Annotated in this window: 17 protein-coding genes and 1 tRNA gene; 10 read left to right on the forward strand and 8 right to left on the reverse strand. The window is 50.2% G+C overall.

Features of this window, described 5'->3' with window-relative positions; genetic code table 11:
* Positions 1-10: 10 nt before the first annotated feature.
* On the reverse strand, positions 11-1,357 hold the full coding sequence (locus VRZ32_RS07250; protein WP_414525085.1) for an MdtA/MuxA family multidrug efflux RND transporter periplasmic adaptor subunit: 1,347 nt from the start codon (positions 1,355-1,357) through the stop codon (positions 11-13).
* A gap of 452 nt (positions 1,358-1,809) precedes the next feature.
* On the opposite strand from VRZ32_RS07250, the gene VRZ32_RS07255 reads away from it, so the two are divergent.
* The gene (locus VRZ32_RS07255) at positions 1,810-3,021 is read left to right on the forward strand and encodes a Ppx/GppA phosphatase family protein (protein WP_414526165.1); all 1,212 of its coding nucleotides are present in this window, start codon (positions 1,810-1,812) and stop codon (positions 3,019-3,021) included.
* Positions 3,018-3,791, forward strand: a complete 774-nt coding sequence (locus VRZ32_RS07260; RefSeq protein WP_414525086.1) for an RlmE family RNA methyltransferase — start codon at positions 3,018-3,020, stop codon at positions 3,789-3,791. The genes VRZ32_RS07255 and VRZ32_RS07260 overlap by 4 nt, the downstream gene beginning before the upstream one ends.
* A gap of 4 nt (positions 3,792-3,795) precedes the next feature.
* Here the strand turns inward: VRZ32_RS07260 and VRZ32_RS07265 are convergent, their stop codons facing one another.
* Positions 3,796-4,554, reverse strand: coding sequence for an FkbM family methyltransferase (locus VRZ32_RS07265; protein WP_414525087.1), 759 nt, complete (start codon positions 4,552-4,554; stop codon positions 3,796-3,798).
* 516 nt (positions 4,555-5,070) lie between these two features.
* Here VRZ32_RS07265 and VRZ32_RS07270 point away from each other — a divergent pair.
* Positions 5,071-6,831 (forward strand): acetolactate synthase 3 large subunit, encoded by a 1,761-nt coding sequence (locus tag VRZ32_RS07270; RefSeq protein ID WP_414525088.1) that lies wholly within the window; start codon positions 5,071-5,073, stop codon positions 6,829-6,831.
* 236 nt (positions 6,832-7,067) lie between these two features.
* Entirely contained in the window at positions 7,068-7,601 is a 534-nt protein-coding gene (gene ilvN, locus VRZ32_RS07275; protein ID WP_414526166.1) for an acetolactate synthase small subunit, read from the forward strand.
* Positions 7,602-7,667: 66 nt separating this feature from the next.
* Here the strand turns inward: ilvN and VRZ32_RS07280 are convergent, their stop codons facing one another.
* A complete protein-coding gene (locus tag VRZ32_RS07280) occupies positions 7,668-8,225 on the reverse strand; it encodes a DUF924 family protein (protein WP_414525089.1) in 558 nt (185 codons plus the stop codon).
* A gap of 189 nt (positions 8,226-8,414) precedes the next feature.
* Between VRZ32_RS07280 and ilvC the strand changes: the two genes are divergently transcribed.
* Together ilvC and VRZ32_RS07290 are read left to right on the forward strand one after the other, a co-directional pair.
* The gene (gene ilvC, locus VRZ32_RS07285; protein ID WP_414525090.1) at positions 8,415-9,434 is read left to right on the forward strand and encodes a ketol-acid reductoisomerase; all 1,020 of its coding nucleotides are present in this window, start codon (positions 8,415-8,417) and stop codon (positions 9,432-9,434) included.
* A gap of 403 nt (positions 9,435-9,837) precedes the next feature.
* Complete coding sequence (locus VRZ32_RS07290) at positions 9,838-11,409, forward strand: hypothetical protein (RefSeq protein ID WP_414525091.1); 1,572 nt, start codon at positions 9,838-9,840, stop codon at positions 11,407-11,409.
* Positions 11,410-11,428: 19 nt separating this feature from the next.
* On the opposite strand, the gene yihA is transcribed toward VRZ32_RS07290, so the two are convergent.
* From yihA to rpmH, 4 genes are all read right to left on the reverse strand, one after another.
* The gene (yihA, locus tag VRZ32_RS07295; protein ID WP_414525092.1) at positions 11,429-12,079 is read right to left on the reverse strand and encodes a ribosome biogenesis GTP-binding protein YihA/YsxC; all 651 of its coding nucleotides are present in this window, start codon (positions 12,077-12,079) and stop codon (positions 11,429-11,431) included.
* 37 nt (positions 12,080-12,116) lie between these two features.
* The gene (gene yidC / locus VRZ32_RS07300; protein WP_414525093.1) at positions 12,117-13,943 is read right to left on the reverse strand and encodes a membrane protein insertase YidC; all 1,827 of its coding nucleotides are present in this window, start codon (positions 13,941-13,943) and stop codon (positions 12,117-12,119) included.
* A complete protein-coding gene (rnpA, locus tag VRZ32_RS07305; RefSeq protein ID WP_414525094.1) occupies positions 13,940-14,473 on the reverse strand; it encodes a ribonuclease P protein component in 534 nt (177 codons plus the stop codon). The genes yidC and rnpA overlap by 4 nt, the downstream gene beginning before the upstream one ends.
* Positions 14,474-14,633: 160 nt before the next feature.
* On the reverse strand, positions 14,634-14,768 hold the full coding sequence (rpmH, locus tag VRZ32_RS07310; RefSeq protein ID WP_166949980.1) for a 50S ribosomal protein L34: 135 nt from the start codon (positions 14,766-14,768) through the stop codon (positions 14,634-14,636).
* A gap of 412 nt (positions 14,769-15,180) precedes the next feature.
* Here rpmH and VRZ32_RS07315 point away from each other — a divergent pair, with 412 nt between their 5' ends.
* The 4 genes from VRZ32_RS07315 (at position 15,181) to VRZ32_RS07330 (ending at position 19,380) form a co-directional block, all read left to right on the forward strand.
* Complete coding sequence (locus tag VRZ32_RS07315; RefSeq protein ID WP_414525095.1) at positions 15,181-16,647, forward strand: FAD-dependent oxidoreductase; 1,467 nt, start codon at positions 15,181-15,183, stop codon at positions 16,645-16,647.
* Positions 16,648-16,918: 271 nt separating this feature from the next.
* Positions 16,919-18,340, forward strand: a complete 1,422-nt coding sequence (locus VRZ32_RS07320; RefSeq protein ID WP_414525096.1) for an ATP-binding protein — start codon at positions 16,919-16,921, stop codon at positions 18,338-18,340.
* Between the two features lie 159 nt (positions 18,341-18,499).
* Positions 18,500-18,576: transfer RNA gene (locus tag VRZ32_RS07325), tRNA-Arg, on the forward strand.
* Positions 18,577-18,855: 279 nt separating this feature from the next.
* Entirely contained in the window at positions 18,856-19,380 is a 525-nt protein-coding gene (locus VRZ32_RS07330; protein ID WP_414525097.1) for a class I SAM-dependent methyltransferase, read from the forward strand.
* Between the two features lie 66 nt (positions 19,381-19,446).
* On the opposite strand, the gene VRZ32_RS07335 is transcribed toward VRZ32_RS07330, so the two are convergent.
* Complete coding sequence (locus tag VRZ32_RS07335) at positions 19,447-19,665, reverse strand: hypothetical protein (protein WP_414525098.1); 219 nt, start codon at positions 19,663-19,665, stop codon at positions 19,447-19,449.
* Positions 19,666-20,182: the final 517 nt, after the last annotated feature.

The raw sequence follows: 20,182 nt of genomic DNA on the forward strand, positions 1-20,182 counted from the left end.
ACCAAAACGATCACAACGAACCACGAGATGGTGGCGAGGGGCGATTGCCCGCGCCATCCGCACCTCTTCTACGCGGGCGCTGCTCGCTGGTTTGCTCTCCGGGGGCACGAGCGGTGGCAGAAGAATCGGCGGAATATTCAGCTGGCAAGACCACCTGCATACCCTCGCGCAGACGATCCGAGCCATCAGTAACCACAAGATCCCCCGGCTTTAATCCACCGACAACAGCCACTGTATCCGCTGAAGATACCCCTGTCTTGATTGGGCGGATGCTGACCGTTTTGGCATCCTTATCAATCAACCAGGCGAATGTACCGGGTGCGCCGGTGAGGCGGGCTGAGACAGGTATAACAACCGCATCCCGCATGGTATCAACCAGCAGCTCCACATTCACAAACTGATTGGGGAACAACGTCTCATCAGCATTATCGAAAACCGCACGCAGCCGGATGGTGCCAGTGTTAACGTCTATCTGATTATCGAGCGTAGCCAGACGCCCCTCGGCCAGTTTATGGACGCGGTTGCGATCATAAAGCGCAACAGGCAACATTTCGCCCGCTGACAGACGCTGGTTGATCACAGGTAACTGATCTTCTGGCACGCTGAACAGCACCGAAATCGGCTTCATCTGGGTGATGGTAACAAGCCCGTTGGCATCCCCCGTCTGGACGTAATTGCCCTCATCAATCTGTCTTAAACCGGCGCGGCCTGAGATGGGTGCAACTGTGCTGGTATATTCCAGGTTAAGCTCTGCCGTCCGCACAGCGGTTTCACTGGCACGTGCCGTTGCCTGTAGCTGGCGAACCGTCGCATTTTGTGTATCAAGCTGCTGACGTGGAATAGCGTTCTGTTTGACCAGCGACTGGTAGCGGGAAAGGTCCATCTCGGCATTGGCCAGTTCTGCCTGATCCCGCATCAGCTGACTTTTTGCCTGATCAAGAGCGAGCTCATAGGGGCGGGGATCCACCTGCACCAGAAGATCGCCCTTGTTGACCTGCTGGCCCTCTGAAAACGCCACATGCGTCAACTGGCCAGCAACACGTGTGCGGGCGGTGACGGTTGCAAGCGGCGTAACCGTGCCGAGAGCTTGCAGGCTTATCGGAATATCACCAGTTGTCACCGCAGCCACACTTACAGGCATGGCAGTGGGTAGTCCTGAACGCTTACCGAATCGCTGGGCTACTGCTTGTGTCGATGTATCAGGCTTGAGCAATAACACGACCGCACCAGTTGCAATGACCAGTGCCAACAACCAGATAAGGCGCACCATCCATGGTCGCCTTCGTGACAATGCATCAACATTGTCGACCTTTTGTCCAAAGGCATCATGTTGCTGTGGCCCGGTGGGTGACAGCATCTGCCGCTCCTTTAGTGCGTCCCTTCTATAAAAGGTGACGACAATCAACCAGTTAAGCAACCATCAATGCAGCCTTAATCAACACCCGCCCATTGAAGCGCCATAAGAAAGCTATGCCCTGTTGGATGCACTGCAAGCAAGGCTTTTTGAGAGAATAGCGAATTAACAATTGCTCATGTTGACATGGAGCAGCCAGAATATTCGCCTTTCGAAGCCTTAAACGCTTAATTGCCATGCTGGTTTGACAATAAAATCTCTAAATTTCAATCATGGCAAATATGGCGCTTGGCATTGTTGCCCATAAGCTGTTACCCTATAGGCAACATGTAAACATAGAATGGGGCGTGTTGCCGGGATATCGAATGATCCTAAGCACGACAGTTCTAACAGGATTTTAGGCCGTGACGGTCAACGATGAAGCTGGGGTCAGCTGTAGCGGGACCACGGCCGAGCTGACTGATGCGTATCAGCGGCGAAGCGTGGCCAGGGTGGCAGAGCCACCCAGAACCAGCGTGAGAGGATCACGCGGGTCACAGCATTTTTTTGACTCGCGATATCTCGATCGCAATCATTTTCGCGGCGCATGCACTTATGCAGCGCTCGATCTGGGCACCAACAATTGCCGTCTGCTTGTGGCAGAGCCAACCTTTGACAATTTTCGCGTTGTCGATGCCTTCTCCCGTACTGTGCGGCTGGGTGAGGGGTTGGCAAGTGTCAACCGTCTTGGCGACGAGGCCATTGCACGCGCCATTGATGCGCTGAAGATATGCCGCGCCAAAATGGACGCGCGACGGGTTGGACGCGCCCGGCTCATCGCAACAGAAGCCTGCCGTGCTGCAATTAATGGGCAAGACTTCATCGACCGTGTGGAAACGGAAACCGGCCTGTTGCTGGAGGTTGTGGATCGTGAGACAGAAGCGCTTCTGGCTGTCAGCGGATGCACGGGGCTAGCTGATCCAGCGGCCACAAGCGTTGTCGTATTTGATATCGGCGGCGGCTCAACCGAAATAGTCTGGACCAGCACCCGCAAGCACTTCGAACACGAAAGCAATGGCCCTTCTGATGCACAAATTACATACGGCACGGAACGCTTTAGAGCGCCTGCTGTAAACGGCATTTCACCTTCAACATCCAACCGACGTGATAACGGCCATTGTGTGCGCGCATGGGCATCATTGCCACTTGGTGTTGTCACCTTGGCAGAGCGCTTCGGTGGTGTTGAAGTCACCCGGGATGTCTTTACTGCCATGGTGCAGGAAGTGGAGCGCCAACTCGCTCCATTTGCCTGGCGCGCTCGTAATGCCTCTCGCATGCATGGCTTTCATCTTCTTGGCACTTCAGGCACGGTAACAACGGTTGCAGGCGTTCATCTCAATCTTCCACGCTATGATCGGCGACAGGTTGACGGGCTGTGGATGGATGATCGCGACGTAGCCAAGGTAATTGCGTTCCTTGCCGATTGTTCATACGCGGAACGTGTCGCCAATCCTTGCATTGGCACTGATAGGGCAGACCTTGTACTGGCAGGCTGCGCTATTCTTGAAGCTATTCGCCGCGCCTTTCCCAGCCCACGCCTTCGTGTGGCTGATAGAGGGCTGCGTGAAGGTATCCTGCTCAATATGATGCAGGAAGATAACGTTTGGAATAGGAGACCAAAAGCGTGAGCTCGGGGACCGCAGGCGGCGGAAAAGGTAAAAGCGGCGGGGCCAAAAGCGGATCCGGCAAAGCCGGTGAGGGCGCGCGTTCGCTCAAAGTGCGTGTGAAGACGGCTGCCAAGCGCTCTGTCGCATCGGCGCGTTGGTTATCGCGACAGTTGAATGATCCTTACGTGGCCCGCGCCAAACGTGAGGGATATCGCTCGCGTGCAGCATTCAAGCTGCTTGAGATGGATGAAAAGTACAAGCTGCTAAAAACCAATCAGCGCGTTATCGATCTAGGTGCAGCACCTGGTGGCTGGTCGCAAGTTGCGGCACAAAAGGTGGGAATTAAAGCTGGCAAAGGCCGCGTGGTTGGTCTTGATCTGCTGGAAATCGAGCCATTGACTGGCGTAGATTTTATCCAGCTAGACTTTCTCGCCCCCGAAGCACCAGGCCTGTTGATTGAGATGCTGGGCGGCCCCGCTGATTTGGTGCTGTCGGATATGGCGGCAAACGCTACGGGACATAAAAAGACAGATCATCTCAGGATCATGGGGCTGGCCGAAACCGCTCTTGAATTTGCGAGACAGGTGCTTGCCCCGGGCGGTGTATTTCTCGCTAAAGTGCTACAAGGCGGCACAGAAAATGCGCTTTTGAATGATCTGAAACGCGACTTTGCGGCAGTGCGACACGTCAAGCCTGCAGCCAGCCGCGCGGATTCAGCGGAATTATATGTTCTTGCGACAGGCTACAGAGGCAAAAGAAGCGCATTGATTACGCCCGATGACGGCGCCTGATGCACTACGCATTGCGGATAAAGGGCTTTAGCTGCTCGGACAGGTGACTATCGGCGTGAATGAACCAGAAATTGTTCAGGTAGCGCCTTTCACTGCCAATACGATAGTTGAAACTCTCCTGCGCTAGATCATCCAGGCTTTGCATCGCAAGAATGTCTTCTGTTCTTGTGATGGAAACCGCCTCCAGCGAACCTCCGATACGCGATATATAAGTTGAATAACCTTGCTCGGCCAAGCGCTGAAATACTTGCAAACTCTCGCCATTATGCCGCACTTCGGTCTCGATCAGAAACACCGGATGCATCGACGCAATGGTTTCCTGCATCCCTTCGAGCACCTGAACCTCAAAGCCTTCCACATCAATCTTGATAAAATCGATAGGTGCGGCATCCGCCCATGGGTTACGCGTGCGAAAATCATCGAACCGAAGAGTTTCAACTTCGATGATCTCGGCATCCTCAAAAGTCTGCTTGAGTGACGCAAGCGCAGAAACAGCCTCGCTCTTTCGCAGCGGAATGGAAAGACGAGCAGTACCTGATGTATCTGAAAGGGCCACAGCCTGGATGTGTACATGCGATTGCCCCCGGAACAGCATGTTCAGCAATCGAATCATAAAGGGAACCGGTTCAAAACAAACAAGCAGATCACTGGTGCGTGCAAGAAGCTGCGCATAGGCTCCGGCATTTGCACCCACATCGATACTTGTGCGCATGCGTAAAGAAGGAATAATCAGCTCATCAGTATCCGCACATCGACCTGTCAAAGCAGATCCCCAGCGTCGATAAACATATTGAACAAGCAAGTTCTGTCTTGAGAGTGATTTGATCTGTTCTTTTATAGACAAAACGATATCTCCAGACAATTTTTGCTACTTTTTCAACTTTCGATTGAAAATATCATTGCCCATAATGGTGTCAATGACATTCTATATTTCACTCTGTTGAATGTTGCCCTCTTGCAGAAAATGATTCATTAAATCAGCTAAAGAAGCCTCGATAATCAACAAAAACACGTCTTAGGTCAAAAAATGTGCGCTTGACGCTTGACCGATCGTTTCGTGTGGACTAGCTTTTTAGCAACATTCAGGAAGGCACGCGTGTAATGCACATGAACCTTATCGTATCGGGGGCGCCATCGACGGAGCGGGAATAGCCCGCTAATCCGGCAGATGGCGCACAGGGGTCCTTCGGGGCCCTTTTTTGTTGCCTGAACTGGAATTCGTCACCGCATCTCAAGGGTAATAAACCGCATTAGCGGATGAAATAGACGGAGCAGGGCGATGAGTGAGACGATAACCGGCGCTGAAATGGTAATCCGGGCGCTGCAAGATCAAGGTGTTGAGCATATATTTGGTTATCCGGGCGGCGCCGTACTTCCCATTTATGATGCGCTATTTCATCAGAATAAGGTTCGCCACATTCTCGTGCGGCATGAACAGGCTGCCGTGCATGCTGCAGAAGGCTATGCCCGCTCTACGGGCAAAGTGGGATGCGTGCTCGTCACTTCCGGCCCCGGCGCTACAAATGCTGTTACCGGCCTGACCGATGCCATGATGGACTCAATCCCGCTGGTCGTTATTACTGGACAGGTGCCAACATACGTCATCGGCTCGGATGCGTTTCAGGAAGCTGACACGGTCGGCATTACGCGCCACTGCACCAAGCACAACTACCTAGTGAAGGACACGGCAGACCTGCCGCGCATCCTCCACGAAGCTTTTTATGTGGCAACCCATGGCCGCCCTGGCCCTGTTGTGGTTGATATCCCGAAAAATGTGCAGTTCAGCAGCGCTCCCTATGAGCGTTTGGCTGACAATCAGCACAAGACCTACCGGCCTAAATTGCAGGGTGATCCAGCACGCATCAACGCCGCCGTGGAGTTAATGACACGCGCTCAACGCCCAATTCTTTATACGGGAGGCGGCGTCATCAATTCAGGTCCGGAGGCGACAGCGCTTTTACGTGAATTTGCCCGGATGACAGGCTTTCCCGTAACATCCACCCTGATGGGGCTTGGGGCATTCCCGGCTTCGCATCCGCAGTTCCTTGGCATGCTGGGCATGCATGGAACATATGAAGCCAACCTCGCCATGCATGGCGCAGATTTGATCATTGCTGTCGGCTCAAGATTTGACGACCGGATCACGGGTCGGCTTGATGCCTTCGCCCCCAATGCGCGCAAGATCCATATCGATATTGATCCTTCTTCAATTAATAAGACTGTGAAGGTCGATATCGGCATTGTTGGTGATTGCGCCCATGTGCTGCACGAAATGGTTCAGCTCTGGAAAGATATTGGCCCCACGATTGACAAACAGCGCTATGCCCCATGGTGGGCAGACATTGCAAGCTGGCGCTCGCGCAATTGTCTCGCTTATCGCAACGAGGGCAGCTACATCAAGCCGCAATACGCACTGGAACGGCTAGAAGCATTGACCAAAAGCTATGACCGTTACATCAGCACGGAAGTTGGCCAGCACCAGATGTGGGCGGCCCAGTTCCTGCATTTTGAAGAGCCAAACCGATGGCTGACATCGGGCGGCCTCGGCACAATGGGCTATGGCCTCCCAGCTGCGATTGGAGCACAGGTCGCTCACCCCGATGCACTCGTTATCGATGTAGCCGGCGAAGCCTCTATCCAGATGAATATGCAAGAAATGTCGACGGCTCTGCAATACCGTTTGCCGGTCAAGATTTTCATTCTGAATAACCAATACATGGGTATGGTGCGCCAATGGCAGGAGTTGCTGCATGGCGGGCGTTATTCAGAGAGTTACTCTGATGCATTGCCGGATTTCGTAAAGCTTGCTGAAGCTTATGGAGGCACCGGCATCCGCTGCGATAAGGCGGAAGACCTTGATGCTGCAATCATCCAGATGATTGAAACACCTGGCCCTGTGATCTTCGATTGTCTGGTCGATCCGGCCGAAAACTGCTTCCCGATGATCCCATCAGGCAAGGCCCACAATGAAATCCTACTGGGGGATGCAGCCACCAATATTGGCTCCATCATCGACGATAAAGGCAAAGCGCTTGTTTAAAACGAGATAAGGCGCAACATCAGAAGATCAGCATAATCCATTGATGTTGCGTCATATTAATGCGTTATATAGCCTTGAGTAAATCATTCAATCTGCCTTGTGGGTTGTCTAATCATCGTTTCTGCCTGTATGACCGAAAGTTGGTAACTGTCATGAAACATGTTTCACCTTCACTGCTGCCACCATCCTCACCCGGCGTCGACGCGACCGGGAACCAATCGCCCGGAACCCTGTCCATGACCTCAATTTATTCCGATGCACCTCCACCAACTCCGGTGTTTCGCCATACACTCGCGGTGATTGTCGATAACGAGCCGGGTGTGCTCGCCCGCATTGCCGGCCTGTTTTCAGGCCGCGGATATAATATCGAGAGCTTGACGGTATCGGAAACCCAGCATGAAGCTCATTTGTCACGCATTACTATCGTAACTGCGGGGACGGCGGCAGTCATCGTGCAGATCAAGGCACAACTTTCACGGCTTATACCAGTACACCGCGTGACAGATCTCACCGTTGAAAGCGAAGCGGTAGAGCGTGAACTTGTGTTGCTGAAAGTCGTGGGGCAGGGCGAACAACGCCTTGAGGCTTTGCGACTTGCACAAGCTTTTGGTGCACGCACGATAGATGCCACGCTTAAATCATTCATCTTTGAGCTAACAGGCACCTCGGATGAGACCGAGCGTTTCATCAACCTGATGACAGACTGCGGCCTCGTTGAAGTATCGCGGACAGGCATTGCTGCTCTGAGCCGAGGCGCTGAGGCATTATAAAACAATATGCGCTGCACGACGGACAAAAATGAGAGCGGAATGTGCTGCAATCACAATGCAAACCGCTTATCCCTTGAATCCACCAGCATCTAGATACTGCTGCTCTTCATCTGTCGTATCTCTTCCCAAGGCAGGATTACGATGCGGAAAACGACCAAAACGGGCAATGATATCGCGATGGATATGTGCGAATTTAAGCCCTTCATCATTGCCCAACGTTTGGTAGAGCGCGACACAATGGTCCTGATCGGCAAGGTTTTCGGAATGCATGAAAGGCAGATAGAAAAAACCGCGCAGGTCGGTCGAGACATGCTGATCATGCTTGGCTGCAAGCGAGCGGCGCGCAACTGCGAGCGCCAGAGGATCAGCTGCGAAGGCACGTGCTTTTCCGCGGAACATCTGCCGTGGAAACTGATCAAGCACAATGGTCAGCGCCAAAGCACCATCGGCAGTCGCCTCCCATGGGTGACGATGATTGAGAATGTGCTCGTTTTCAGCAATGAATTCATAAAGCGTGAAAAAGCGCTCACGCACCGCCTCATCAAAAGCATCATTCTGCGCAAACCACATTGCAGGGCCAGCATTGCGCCAGAAATCAAGTACTTCGCGAATGGCGTCCGTCATGCTGTTTCCTTCCTCACAGATGGTTGGATATCTTCTGTATCGCATCTTCATACGCGTAGCGCTTTCATGGCGCCATGCATAAAACACTCTTGACCGTTCCACCTTTCACTTATTATCAGCAAGGTGGAACAATAAACTAACCGTGAATGGCCTATAGCCATAACGATGTTGCCAGAGAAAGGGCATCTTATGCGTGTTTATTACGATCGTGACGCCGACATCAATCTCATCAAGGGTAAGAAGGTCGCGATCATCGGCTATGGCAGCCAAGGTCACGCCCATGCGCTAAACTTGCGTGATTCCGGCGTTAAGGAGCTTGCAGTTGGTCTGCGTGCTGATTCCTCTAGCGTGAAGAAGGCAGAATCCGCGGGCCTCAAGGTACTGACTCCGGCAGAGGCTGCAAAGTGGGCCGATGTCGTGATGATGCTAACGCCAGATGAACTGCAAGCCGATATCTATAATGAAAGTCTGCATGCCAACATGAAGCCGGGCGCAGCCCTGCTGTTCGCACATGGGCTCAATGTTCACTTTAACCTGATCGAGCCCCGCAAGGATCTTGACGTGCTCATGGTCGCGCCCAAGGGGCCTGGCCACACGGTACGCTCGGAATACCAGCGCGGCGGCGGCGTGCCGACATTGATCGCTATTGCGCAGGACGCAACCGGCAACGCCCACGACATCGCGCTCTCCTATGCTTCAGCTAATGGCGGCGGCCGTGCAGGCATCATCGAAACGACATTCAAGGAAGAGTGCGAGACCGACCTCTTCGGCGAACAGGTTGTGTTGTGCGGCGGTATCGTAGAACTAATTCGCGCTGGCTTCGAGACCCTCGTGGAAGCGGGCTATGCACCAGAAATGGCATATTTCGAATGCCTGCATGAAACCAAGCTGATTGTTGACCTGATTTATGAAGGCGGCATTGCCAACATGAATTACTCAATCTCAAACACGGCGGAATATGGCGAATATGTTACCGGCCCGCGCATTATCACAGCTGAAACCAAAGCTGAGATGAAACGTGTATTGACGGATATCCAATCCGGCAAGTTCACGCGTGATTGGATGCTGGAGAACAAGGTCAACCAGACCTCATTCAAGGCAACTCGCGCCCGCAACAATGCGCACCAGATTGAAGAAGTAGGCGCAAAGCTACGCGCCATGATGCCATGGATCCAGGAAAAAGCCCTGGTAGACAAGAGCCGCAACTAAAGCTCATAGACTCTTGCATGCCTGACAATAGGTATGCTGGATAATTGTTTCAAGTTTAAAGGCGAGGGACGTCTACGCGACGTATCCCTCGTTTTTTATGGCCTAAACAATCAAGTGCTTATCAAATCCCCCAGCCATCATGCTTTAACCTGGGCCCACTAAGCCATTTATTCAGCGCTCTCAAAATTAACTTGAATTAATCCATATATGTCTATATTGTGGCATAAAGCGTCATTTTTACGGCGCAAGGGTGACGTATGAGGATAGTTACTGTACTGAGCTTTTTTTCATTACTGCCAAGTTTAAAGATGCAGGAGAAAATAATGCTATTACCGTCAAGTTATGAAGTAAAAATTCTTAATTAGAAAGATACTTAAAGAATATATCAGTAGGGGCATTAGATATGAGTGATATCTCTGTACATAAGCCAGTATCTACACATAGAGAAATGGATTCGCTGTCTTCCAACAACGCAGCGAAAGAACAAAGATTTTTTCGTTTTTCTAACGAAAATATAAGTAGATCCGTTGCACATCTTAAAATGCAGACAAGCAACATAGCGAAACTTTCGAAGCAAATAAGTTCTTTGAATAAGAAAATAGATCAATTAACAAGTACTGTAGAATCTCAACGAGCGGAAATTCAAGATCTTCAAAGAACAGTCACAATTCAGAAATCTGAAATTCAATCATTGCGAGAAGAAAAAGCTAGTTTAGCCCAAAAATTAGAAATAGGTAACACATTTTCATCATCTTCTACGCATTCAACGAAAAAAACAGTCTCTATGCAGACCTCAAACCGCGTAAGCGATGATCAAAAGTTTCCTGTTAGTGCTTCCCCTGAAGAGAAACTTGATTTTGTTGTGAATCTGCTAAAAGGAAAGGAAGGCAAATTTGGAAAAGATTACTCATGGGATGAGATAAAAAGCATATGCGGAAAGAATATTTCTGTTCCTAGCGGCGGAGGGCATGGAGACGTCTTTTTCATTGCTGGAACTAAATATGTTTTGAAACAAAACCTCATTGATCAAGAATACTCACATTATAAATTTTTACATACAATAGATAATAAAATTCAACAATCTGAAAAGCCTTCATCGGAAGAGCAAAGCACAAACACACCTACGAGACACCGTAAACGTACGGTAGCATCTTCTATAAAATCCACAAATACATCCACTGTTCTTTCGCAAGCCAGGCTCGCAAAACTTGCTGAGTTACGGAAAAGTGGAACATCAGCCTTCCGCCCTCCTATTGAGATTGGACAGGGCAGTAACGGTAAGGGTTTTATTGTTATTCAGAATGCTTTGTATAACGCAGACAATCAACCAATAGCTAAAGGAAAAACACAAATAGGAGAGGGACACACCAATAATTTATTTGATTTCAAGATAGGGAATAAAGCTGCTTTTAATGCAGAGCAAATATATGCAGGAGCTCGCACGGAAGATGATAGAGTTGGGCTCTTTTTAAAGAAACTAAGAGTTCTTTGGAACCATGTAACTAATCCTAGCCAAGGCGCAGCACTTGTGGGAAAGGATGGTATCTCAGTTGATGGTAAAAAACTTTCAACTAATGGCGCAACCTCTGCCAAGAACACAGAAAAGATTACCTCTCAAAGGGTAAAGTCACTATCTGACGATCAACTAAAGTCAATCATTGATCAGCTTGCCCACACAGTTCAAGAAGCCAAGATCATGCCAGTTGCCTTTGTGGGTTCCAGCATTGTTATAGGCTTTCCCGAAGATCAAAATGGCACCCCTCAGGTAATGCCTATTGATTATGCTCATCCTGTTTATGAATCTGACATAACAGAAGAAGCTACAAATACGAAATTCGGCGCGAAGCAAGGAGAGATATCAAAAGAAAAATATCTAAAAATCAAGAAAAACTATGTAAATGGAATACAATATTTATTAAATCTATTCATTAAAGAACAGAGCACGAGGGAAATCGCTAACTCTCTAGAAAAGTAAATATATTGATGTATCTAGCTTATCCACGCTCATTTAATAACTGCACGATAGCAGCTTGCAGTGAGGTCATCCCATCTCCAGTACGGCTGGAAGTTGCGATCACTTTCGGATAAGCAGCTGGGCGGCGAACAATGGCGGATTCTGTGGCTTGGATGCGCTCAGTCAGCACTTCAGCTGTCACAGCGTCTGCTTTTGTGAGCACAATTTGATAGGAAACGGCTGATTTATCCAGCAGGTCAAAAACCTTTAGATCATTATCTTTAAGGCCGTGCCGAGCATCGACCAAGACATAGACACGTGCGAGATTAGCACGCCCGCGTAGATAGGCGTATATCAGATCCGTCCACGCTGCGACCTTTTCCTTACCTACGGCTGCATAGCCATAGCCAGGCATATCGACGAGAGTGAAAGCATTTGCTTGTCCTTCGCCAATCCGGAAAAAATTCAGTTCCTGTGTCCGACCCGGCGTGCTGGAAGTGCGTGCAAGAGCTTTTCTGCGCGTCAGCGCATTCACGAGACTCGACTTACCGACATTCGATCGCCCCGCAAAAGCAATCTCGACACCATGCATCGGCGGCAAGCCGCCAAGCGAACCCGTGCCCCAGAAAAACTCCGCGGTGCCAGCAAACAGCTTACGGACGGTATCGTCATTAATGATGTTATCGGTCATTTCGGCTTTTTCAAATGAAGGGGACTCAACGCATAGATTAGCTATGCGTTGGCTGCTTCTTACGGAACATATTGCGGATATTGTCCCATAGCTCAATCCTCACGCCGTTTTTGCGCATGATGAAGCCCTGCTGGATAACGGACAGGAGGTTATTCCATGACCAGTAGATCACAAGCCCTGCAGGGAACGACGCCAACATGAAAGTGAACAGGATAGGCATCCATGTAAACATTGTCTGCTGAATAGGATCAGCCGGTGTCGGATTCATCTTCATCTGCACAAACATGGTGATACCCATGATCACAGGCCAAAGACCAATCATCAGGAATGGTCCAAGTACCGGCACCGCCGAAGGATCCCAAGGAATAAGCCCAAACAGCGTTAAGATCGGCAATGGATCGGGCGCAGACAAATCATGTATCCAGCCAAAGAAAGGCGCATGACGCATTTCGATGGTGATGAACAACACCTTATACAGCGCGAAGAAAACAGGGATCTGCACCAACATCGGCCAACAGCCAGCAATCGGATTGATCTTCTCTTTCTTGTAGAGCTCCATCAACGCCTGTTGCTGCTTGGTGCGATCATCCTTGTAGCGCTCACGGATAGCAACCATCTCTGGTTGCACAGCCTTCATCTTCGCCATGGAAGCATAAGAACGATTGGCCAGGGGCAGGAACGCCAGCTTTACCAGAACCGTAACAATCAGGATAGCTACACCAAAGTTACCAATCAGCTTGTAGAAGAAATCAAGCATATAGAACATCGGCTTGGTGATAAAGTAGAACCATCCCCAATCGATCAGCAGATCAAAATTCTTGATATCAAGCTGTTTTTCATACTTTGAGATCGTATTGACCTCTTTAGCACCCGCAAAAAGATGCACCTGCGACTCGATGCGCCCGCCAGGAGGGACGATCTGCCCCGCACCCAGCAAATCCGCCTGATAAATTGGCTGGTTATCAGCGCCATTGCGCAAAGAGAAACGGCCCGTAAATGGCTGCGTCTGAGGAGGAATTAGCGCTGTTGCCCAATACTTATCTGTGATGCCGAGAAATCCGCCGGTTTCGTCCTTAAAGATAACGCCCACTCCACCTGTCGGCAGAGCATCCTTCTTACCGAGATCAACATATTTGATCTCTTGCAAACCATCGTTACCAAGAACGCCAATCAGACCTTCATGCAGCAGATAGAAATTTTCTGTCTTCGGCGTACCACGGCGTGACACCAGCGACCATGGATGTAACGTCACAGGTTCACCACCAGCGTTCTCAACGCTATCGGTGATTGTGAACATGGCATCGTCGTCAACAGCAATCATGCGACGGAAGGTGAGGCCTTCGCCATTGTTCCAGGTCAGCGTTACAGGCGACGTAGCCGTTAGCTTATCAGAATCCGCGCTCCAGATCGTTGCAGGTGAGGGGACTGGAACAGCCTTACCGTCAACGGTTACCCAACCAAAGTCAGCGTAATAGGGATGAGGGCTGCCTGCTGACGACAGCAAAACGATGTTGGGACTCTGCGGATTTACCGTCTCATGATAAGCGCGAAGCGAAATGTCATCAATCCGCCCACCAGTTAGGGCAATTGAACCCAATATATTAGGCGTATCGATTGCCACCCGGCTGCTGCTCATAAGCGCCTGCTCACGAGGAACCGTCACTGCAGGCACAGCACCATCAGGAACGGCACCACCAGCCTGGGGTTGGACAGCAGGGATAGCCGGAGACTGGCCAGGAATGGTGGATTGCGTTGTTTGCTGCGCAGGAGGCAGAGCCTTCTCAGCAAAGAAGTGCTGCCAGCCGAACAGAATCACGAACGACAGAGAGATGGCCAGAATCAGGTTCTTAATATCGCCGCTCATGATTGATCCGTCGGGTTTCGCTGTTTGGCATCGTGTGAACGGGCACCGCCCTTGCCGCGACCGCGATGCGACTGCTGGTTACGCCGATCCCGAGGATTACCCTGTCGTGGAGGCGAGGAAAAGGCCCGTTTGAGGTCAGATGTGATAACATCAACGCCAGCTGTTAGCATCTCGGCCCGGCCAACGATAACAAAATCGATATCTGCATCCGGCCAAAAGGGCCGCAAATTATATAACAAAGCACGCAATCGACGCCTGATTCGATTACGGCCGACAGCATTTGCAGTCTTTTTTGTCACTGTAAGCCCAAATCGAGGCCCCGAGATGGAACGCTGATCTGTTTTTGAATCAGAATTGCGCTCACGAATCTGCACTGTCATGCGACTGGAATGCACACGGCGGCCTGAGGCTACCGCCAAAAACTCTGCTCGCTTTAACAAGCGCGGCAATCGCACTGAAGTGCCCCCGCATGTCAAGCCAAGCTCGGAAGATGAAGCCACATCAGCCAAGGAGCCGTGAACGTTGTTCATGACAATGATCCCCGCCTGCAGCGATCAAACGTTGCCGAGCATGCAGCCTATTGAAGTAATAACACGAAAGGCAAGCCCAGAACCCAACAGCAGGTAGCGCGCAACAAACAAAGAATGTTGCCGCAACGCAACCTTATACTGTCAGAGTCCTAAACCCGTCTTAGGCGCTCAAACGCTTGCGGCCACGCGCACGGCGGGCTGCGAGAACGGCGCGGCCGCCCTTAGTCGCCAGGCGCGCACGGAAACCGTGGCGGCGCTTGCGAACGATCTTGCTCGGTTGATAAGTCCTTTTCACGGCCCTGAACTCCGGTCGCACGTAGTGAGTTAAAACGCGTGCGAACTGACCGCGCGCGCTCTGAAACGCCTCCAAACAAGAAAGCGATCAGAAAATATGGTGAGGTGGCTGTCGTAAAACGACAAGCGGCGCCCACGACAGGCACCGCCATACCGAATGCGGCTTATGAGGGGATTCATTACAAAAGTCAACGTCAACTTTGCACATTCAGGCAAAACGGCTGTCAATTCAGCTATATTATTTTATGCGCCTGTTGCTCATAAGCGCTTTTAATACGGCCATAGGTTGTATCTTATCATAAAGTGGCAACATGTAACCATATGCGCACCATGCAATTAAGCTTCTAGAGCGCCATTCCTATAAGTATGCACGTATATTGTGCGGGAGGGTATCAGCAATCGGAGAGAGCCGCATGAAGCCGTCGTATGCTGCAATATCTACTATTCATAGAGCTGATCTGTGCGTAGTGGGGTCGGGATATGGTGGGCGACTTATTGCCATAAAAGCTGCAGAATCCAGCGCATCTGTAGTGCATGTATCGCCTCCTGGTGACCATTTAAATCTATCAGCTCCGGCAATAAGCACGCGCGCCTTCATCGAGGCCGCCAATCAGTTCCATACTGCAACGCGCATATCCACAATTGGGTCTGGTAGAACACCAACAGAAGCAAGCTCCTCGTATGCCCTGAACATTCGTGCCCTTTTGCGCCACGTTCACAAAGCCAGTACAGCATCGCCTTTATCTTTATCAGATGAGCGTCTGCGGGCTCTTCAGGTCTCAATTGTAACGGGAGAGGCACACTTTGAGAACGCCAAAACACTGCGGGTGCGCGATAAGCATATTGTTGCCCGCCGCTTTGTGCTGGCACCTGAAAACAATTGGATTCCTCCTGCAATTCCAGGACTTGAAGATATTAGTTATCTTACACCAGATAAGCTTCTCGTTGCATCATATCCAATTGAACGCCTAATCGTAATCGGTACGTCTGCGGCTGCTTTTGCCCTGGCTCAGGCTCATCGGCGCCTTGGTGCTTGGGTGGCTCTTATCCCTACACCTGATTTCAATGCCGCTTCTGTAGAGGATGAAATCACACGCCAAATCCTGATGGCGCTGGAATATGATGGAGTATCGCTGCGGCTTGATACTGCGATCACCCAAATAGAGGCACGTGGTAATGAAGCCATCGTGTACACTACAACAGGTGAAGCGCTAGCAGCATCTCATGTGCTTATAGCCCCCGCCTTACACCCCATATTTCCGCATCTCGGATGGGAACAGGCCAAGATCGTTATGGAAGGGCAGCTGCCAGCGCTCGATGATCGTTTACGCACATCCAATCATCGTATTCACGTTATTGGTGGCGCCATAACTGACAACATCTTCTCTACAGCGCTGGAGGATGAGGCAAATCAGATTATCAATCATGCGGTATTGCGCAAAAGACCCGCCAAATCGCCTATCATCCATATTGTCCCTACCACACCTGAGATCGCAACAGTCGGACTGGATGAAGAGAGGGCACGCCAATTATACGGCAAAATCAATATCGTACGGCGCTCCTTCGCAATGACCCCACTGCATCTGGCTAGCCGCTTTAAGACAGGGCCGATTGTGGGTGAAATAAAGGTTATTGTCACACGTAGGAATACTATTGTTGGTTGCACAATCATTGGAGATGGGGCCGCAGATATTGCAGGCCTTTGGACATTAGCAATCGCGCGCAGATTAAAAGTTGCTGACCTTGCAAATCTGGGGTTTCCGGACCTCAGCCATCACAGCATCACGCGAGAAGCCGTGCGCGTTACGGTCTTTGGCTGGCCAAAATTGCGAGGAACATTACTACGCCTTTCGCGATGGTGGCGTAGGATATGGAACTAAAAACCAGACTGGTGCGATAATTTGTCTTTTAATTTATGCACTAAAGGTATCCAAAATTCGTTATTCACTCTGGGAGTTGGTGCTGTAGGGAAAAATGATGAATCGTAATGATTCCGCACCCAATCGAGGCCAAGAGGTGAGGGAGCTCCTTGTTAGGGAGACGCCTCAGAGGTCAGGCTATGAGCAGCTTCTCTCATTTCATGACGCCGAATTCGAGAGGGCACCCGATAGCAAGCCGAGACGAAATGGCTTGGGTCTTTCGGCGCGATTGATGATCCTCACGCTTGTTTTTGCTATGTGCGCTCAGGTGCTTGTTTTCGTACCTTCAGTGACCGCATACAGGCGTAGCTGGCTGAATGATCGTTTGGCTGCCGCACAAATTGCAGCTCTCGTGCTCGAAGCAACCCCAGACGCTTCCGTTTCACCGGCTATTGAAGAAAAGCTGCTCGATGGAGTCGGCGTCATGGGAATGGCACTCAGCAGCGGTGGCGCCCGCCATCTTCTATCAAACGATGCGATTCCGACAGATATGCTGCAAACAATCGATCTGCGTGAAGTGGGCTGGATTGCGCAGATGCGGGATACTTTGGACGCTCTATTTTTGCGCAATGACAAGCCCGTGCGTGTTATCGGTGAAGGCAAAGGCGACATTGAATTTGTTGAACTGATTATGGACCCTCAACCTCTCCGATCTGCCATGATGGCGTTTTCGATCCGTGTTGCATTGGTATCGCTGGTGGTTTGGGGCGTAGCAGCGGCATCTCTTTATCTAGCCCTTATGCGAATGATTGTACGCCCTGTGCGGCGACTTGCAGAGCACATCACCGCCTTTGAACGGGAACCGGATAATCCAGGCCGTATTATCATACCTTCAGGTAGCAACGATGAAATCGGGCAGGCCGAAAGAGCGCTAGAACGCATGCAACACACACTTGCTGCAGAATTGCGCCAGCAGCAGCGATTAGCAGCACTGGGACTGGCCGTAGCGAAAATCAGCCATGAACTTCGCAATATGCTTACAACCGCTCAATTGATCTCGGATCGATTGGCGCAAGTAGCCGATCCGGTGGTGGATCGTTTTGCTCCCCGGCTTATTGCAACGCTTGATAGGGCTATTGCTTATTGCGAATCGGCGCTTGCTTACGGTCGCGTAGCAGAGGCGCTGCCTCAGCGGCGGCAATTCCGGCTTCGACCATTAGTAGAAGAATTACGCGATAATTTGGGCCTAGAGTCCCATGCGAACATCAGATTCGAAATAGACATTCCTGACAATCTGACGCTGATCGCAGATTCTGAGCAGTTATCACGGGTATTACTGAATTTGGGGCGTAATGCGGTCCAGGCCTTGGAGCAGGATCTGATCGAGAATCAACGACTCATTCCCGCAGAATCTGGGGAGGAGCGGGAATCAATGCGCACCATCATGATATCGGCACAATTATTGACACCCTCTCCCCAATATGAAGGCACAGGGGAAGCAGTTATCCGCGTGGCAGATGATGGCCCCGGCCTTGCTTTAAAGGCGCGAGAGCGGCTTTTTGAAGCGTTCCATGGCACGACACGCCCCGGTGGATCAGGTCTTGGACTGGCGATATCAGCTGAACTGATCCGGCTTCATGGTGGAAGTATCACATTGGAACCTCAACCAAGCGGCACCTGCTTTATCATCCGTCTTCCGCAGATCAGTGGATAAGTTTTTTTATCATTATAAATTAATAGGTTAAAAGCAATTTTGGCATGGAAACAATCGACATTTCATACTGATTTCTCAAATTTGGCTTGCCAATGCTAAAGCTCACATATACACCACACTTCATCAGCGGGGCACGGAAACACTGCCCCTGAAGAGAAAGCGCCCGTAGCTCAGCTGGATAGAGCACCAGACTACGAATCTGGGGGTCAGAGGTTCGAATCCTTTCGGGCGCGCCATTCTCTGTTTCATGCCAAATGAAATCAATAGATTAGGAAGCGGATTTTTCGCACCTTACCTAATTTGGATTTCTGGTGTTAAAATTTCAAACATCAAATATATTTTTCTCAAACTCTCTATGGTCGCGCTCTGCGTCAGCATATCTGATGGTACTAGCTCAGCTCTTCCCGGTTGAGTTTTCAAGCATTTTGCAAAACATATAATACTTGATATCATAAAAACGCAAGTAAGAGAGGCGCTTAGCTTGCCCTATAATGATATAAGCCGGAGTATGTCGTATGCCACATTCCTATTCCGAGCATAAAGACTGGATGCTTGAAAAGTATCTGGCACTCAAGCCTGATTGCGTGATTGATATAGGCGTGGGGGCAGGGACGTACGCAAAGCTAATGCGCCCTCACTTCCGTGCATTCTGGACCGGAATTGAGGTATGGGCTCCGTATATCGAGCAGTTTGACCTCAAAACCAAATACGACCAGCTTATTGTTGCCGATATCCTTCACCTTGATTTCAGTACAATCTCCCCACGCCCGACGCTAGCAATTGCCGGTGATGTGCTGGAGCATATACCCAAAGACACGGCAAAACAGCAGATTGCCAGGATCAAAAATTGGGTCGACGATCTACTGATTTCTATTCCGCTTGGTGAAATGCCCCAAGATAGCGTTGGTGGGAATTGGTACGAGCGTCACCTCGCAACATGGGAGCATGATGAGATGGTGCAAGCGCTTGGCGACGGCGTTGTCGATGCCATCAAGGGAAAATCCCTTGGTGCTTATCACTGGTCACGTAAAAGCGTATAAACAGAACTCTGCCACGTTATCTCATTTATCAATATGCCTTAAATAATATCAATATCGAATAACCAATTAGATTGATTGGTCTTTTCTATTTTTCATGCCAGTAATCTCATGTCGATTAACGGCTCGTTCAATCCCATCAGGGCCACGAACACGAAATTGCTGCTCTCCATTGTCATCACGCGCAGGCATCAGCCGAGTAATCTCGAATGAGCCACTGCGCGGCTGACCATATATTCCTGGGCGAAGATTCACTTGATCACCTACTATGTAGGATATTGTTGTCATGATTTTTTCCCTATGAATTGAGTTCATTGTGGAAGGCCTACCACAATAAAGCGATAGTAACTTAATCTATGTCGATTATATGCTGCTTGAGAAACTTTCAGTATCGACATACGGTTTTAATCGAATATTCGTAAAAGCTGCTACTTAGCAGCCTGAGAGCATTATCCAAGCTTAAGCAAGGCGTCGATCTCAGCTTGGAATGCTATTTCTAAAGAGGAATCCAAGCCCCAGAAACTCACACGCGATCTGCCAGATTCATAGGTTCGAATTGGATTTGGAAAGTTGAGTGACATAGGATCACGCTCTGTTAGGCACCCATCCACTTAAGAGCCAAAGCGCTCAGATGGATAAAAAATACGCCTGCAAGCACCCGGATTGGCATCCACGCTTTGCTTGGACTTCATGGCACCATAAAAACCCGGACAAATGCCAAATCGCCAAGCGAACAAGCATCCCTTCTAACCGCAAGCAATGCTTTTCAAAAATCACCCTCCCATTAATACACAAATTGCAATTC

Source organism: Pseudochelatococcus sp. G4_1912, assembly GCF_047501465.1.
Lineage (GTDB): Bacteria > Pseudomonadota > Alphaproteobacteria > Rhizobiales > Beijerinckiaceae > Pseudochelatococcus.

What these genes read in the sequence shown, in the direction of transcription:
- VRZ32_RS07250 (WP_414525085.1), bottom strand. Translation starts at nt 1,357, where the DNA reads ATGCTGTCACCCACCGGGCCACAGCAACATGATGCCTTTGGACAAAAG.
- VRZ32_RS07270 (WP_414525088.1), top strand. Translation starts at nt 5,071, where the DNA reads ATGAGTGAGACGATAACCGGCGCTGAAATGGTAATCCGGGCGCTGCAA.
- ilvN (WP_414526166.1), top strand. Translation starts at nt 7,068, where the DNA reads ATGACCTCAATTTATTCCGATGCACCTCCACCAACTCCGGTGTTTCGC.
- VRZ32_RS07280 (WP_414525089.1), bottom strand. Translation starts at nt 8,225, where the DNA reads ATGACGGACGCCATTCGCGAAGTACTTGATTTCTGGCGCAATGCTGGC.
- ilvC (WP_414525090.1), top strand. Translation starts at nt 8,415, where the DNA reads ATGCGTGTTTATTACGATCGTGACGCCGACATCAATCTCATCAAGGGT.
- VRZ32_RS07290 (WP_414525091.1), top strand. Translation starts at nt 9,838, where the DNA reads ATGAGTGATATCTCTGTACATAAGCCAGTATCTACACATAGAGAAATG.
- yihA (WP_414525092.1), bottom strand. Translation starts at nt 12,079, where the DNA reads ATGACCGATAACATCATTAATGACGATACCGTCCGTAAGCTGTTTGCT.
- yidC (WP_414525093.1), bottom strand. Translation starts at nt 13,943, where the DNA reads ATGAGCGGCGATATTAAGAACCTGATTCTGGCCATCTCTCTGTCGTTC.
- rnpA (WP_414525094.1), bottom strand. Translation starts at nt 14,473, where the DNA reads ATGAACAACGTTCACGGCTCCTTGGCTGATGTGGCTTCATCTTCCGAG.
- VRZ32_RS07315 (WP_414525095.1), top strand. Translation starts at nt 15,181, where the DNA reads ATGAAGCCGTCGTATGCTGCAATATCTACTATTCATAGAGCTGATCTG.
- VRZ32_RS07320 (WP_414525096.1), top strand. Translation starts at nt 16,919, where the DNA reads ATGATCCTCACGCTTGTTTTTGCTATGTGCGCTCAGGTGCTTGTTTTC.
- VRZ32_RS07330 (WP_414525097.1), top strand. Translation starts at nt 18,856, where the DNA reads ATGCCACATTCCTATTCCGAGCATAAAGACTGGATGCTTGAAAAGTAT.
- VRZ32_RS07335 (WP_414525098.1), bottom strand. Translation starts at nt 19,665, where the DNA reads ATGACAACAATATCCTACATAGTAGGTGATCAAGTGAATCTTCGCCCA.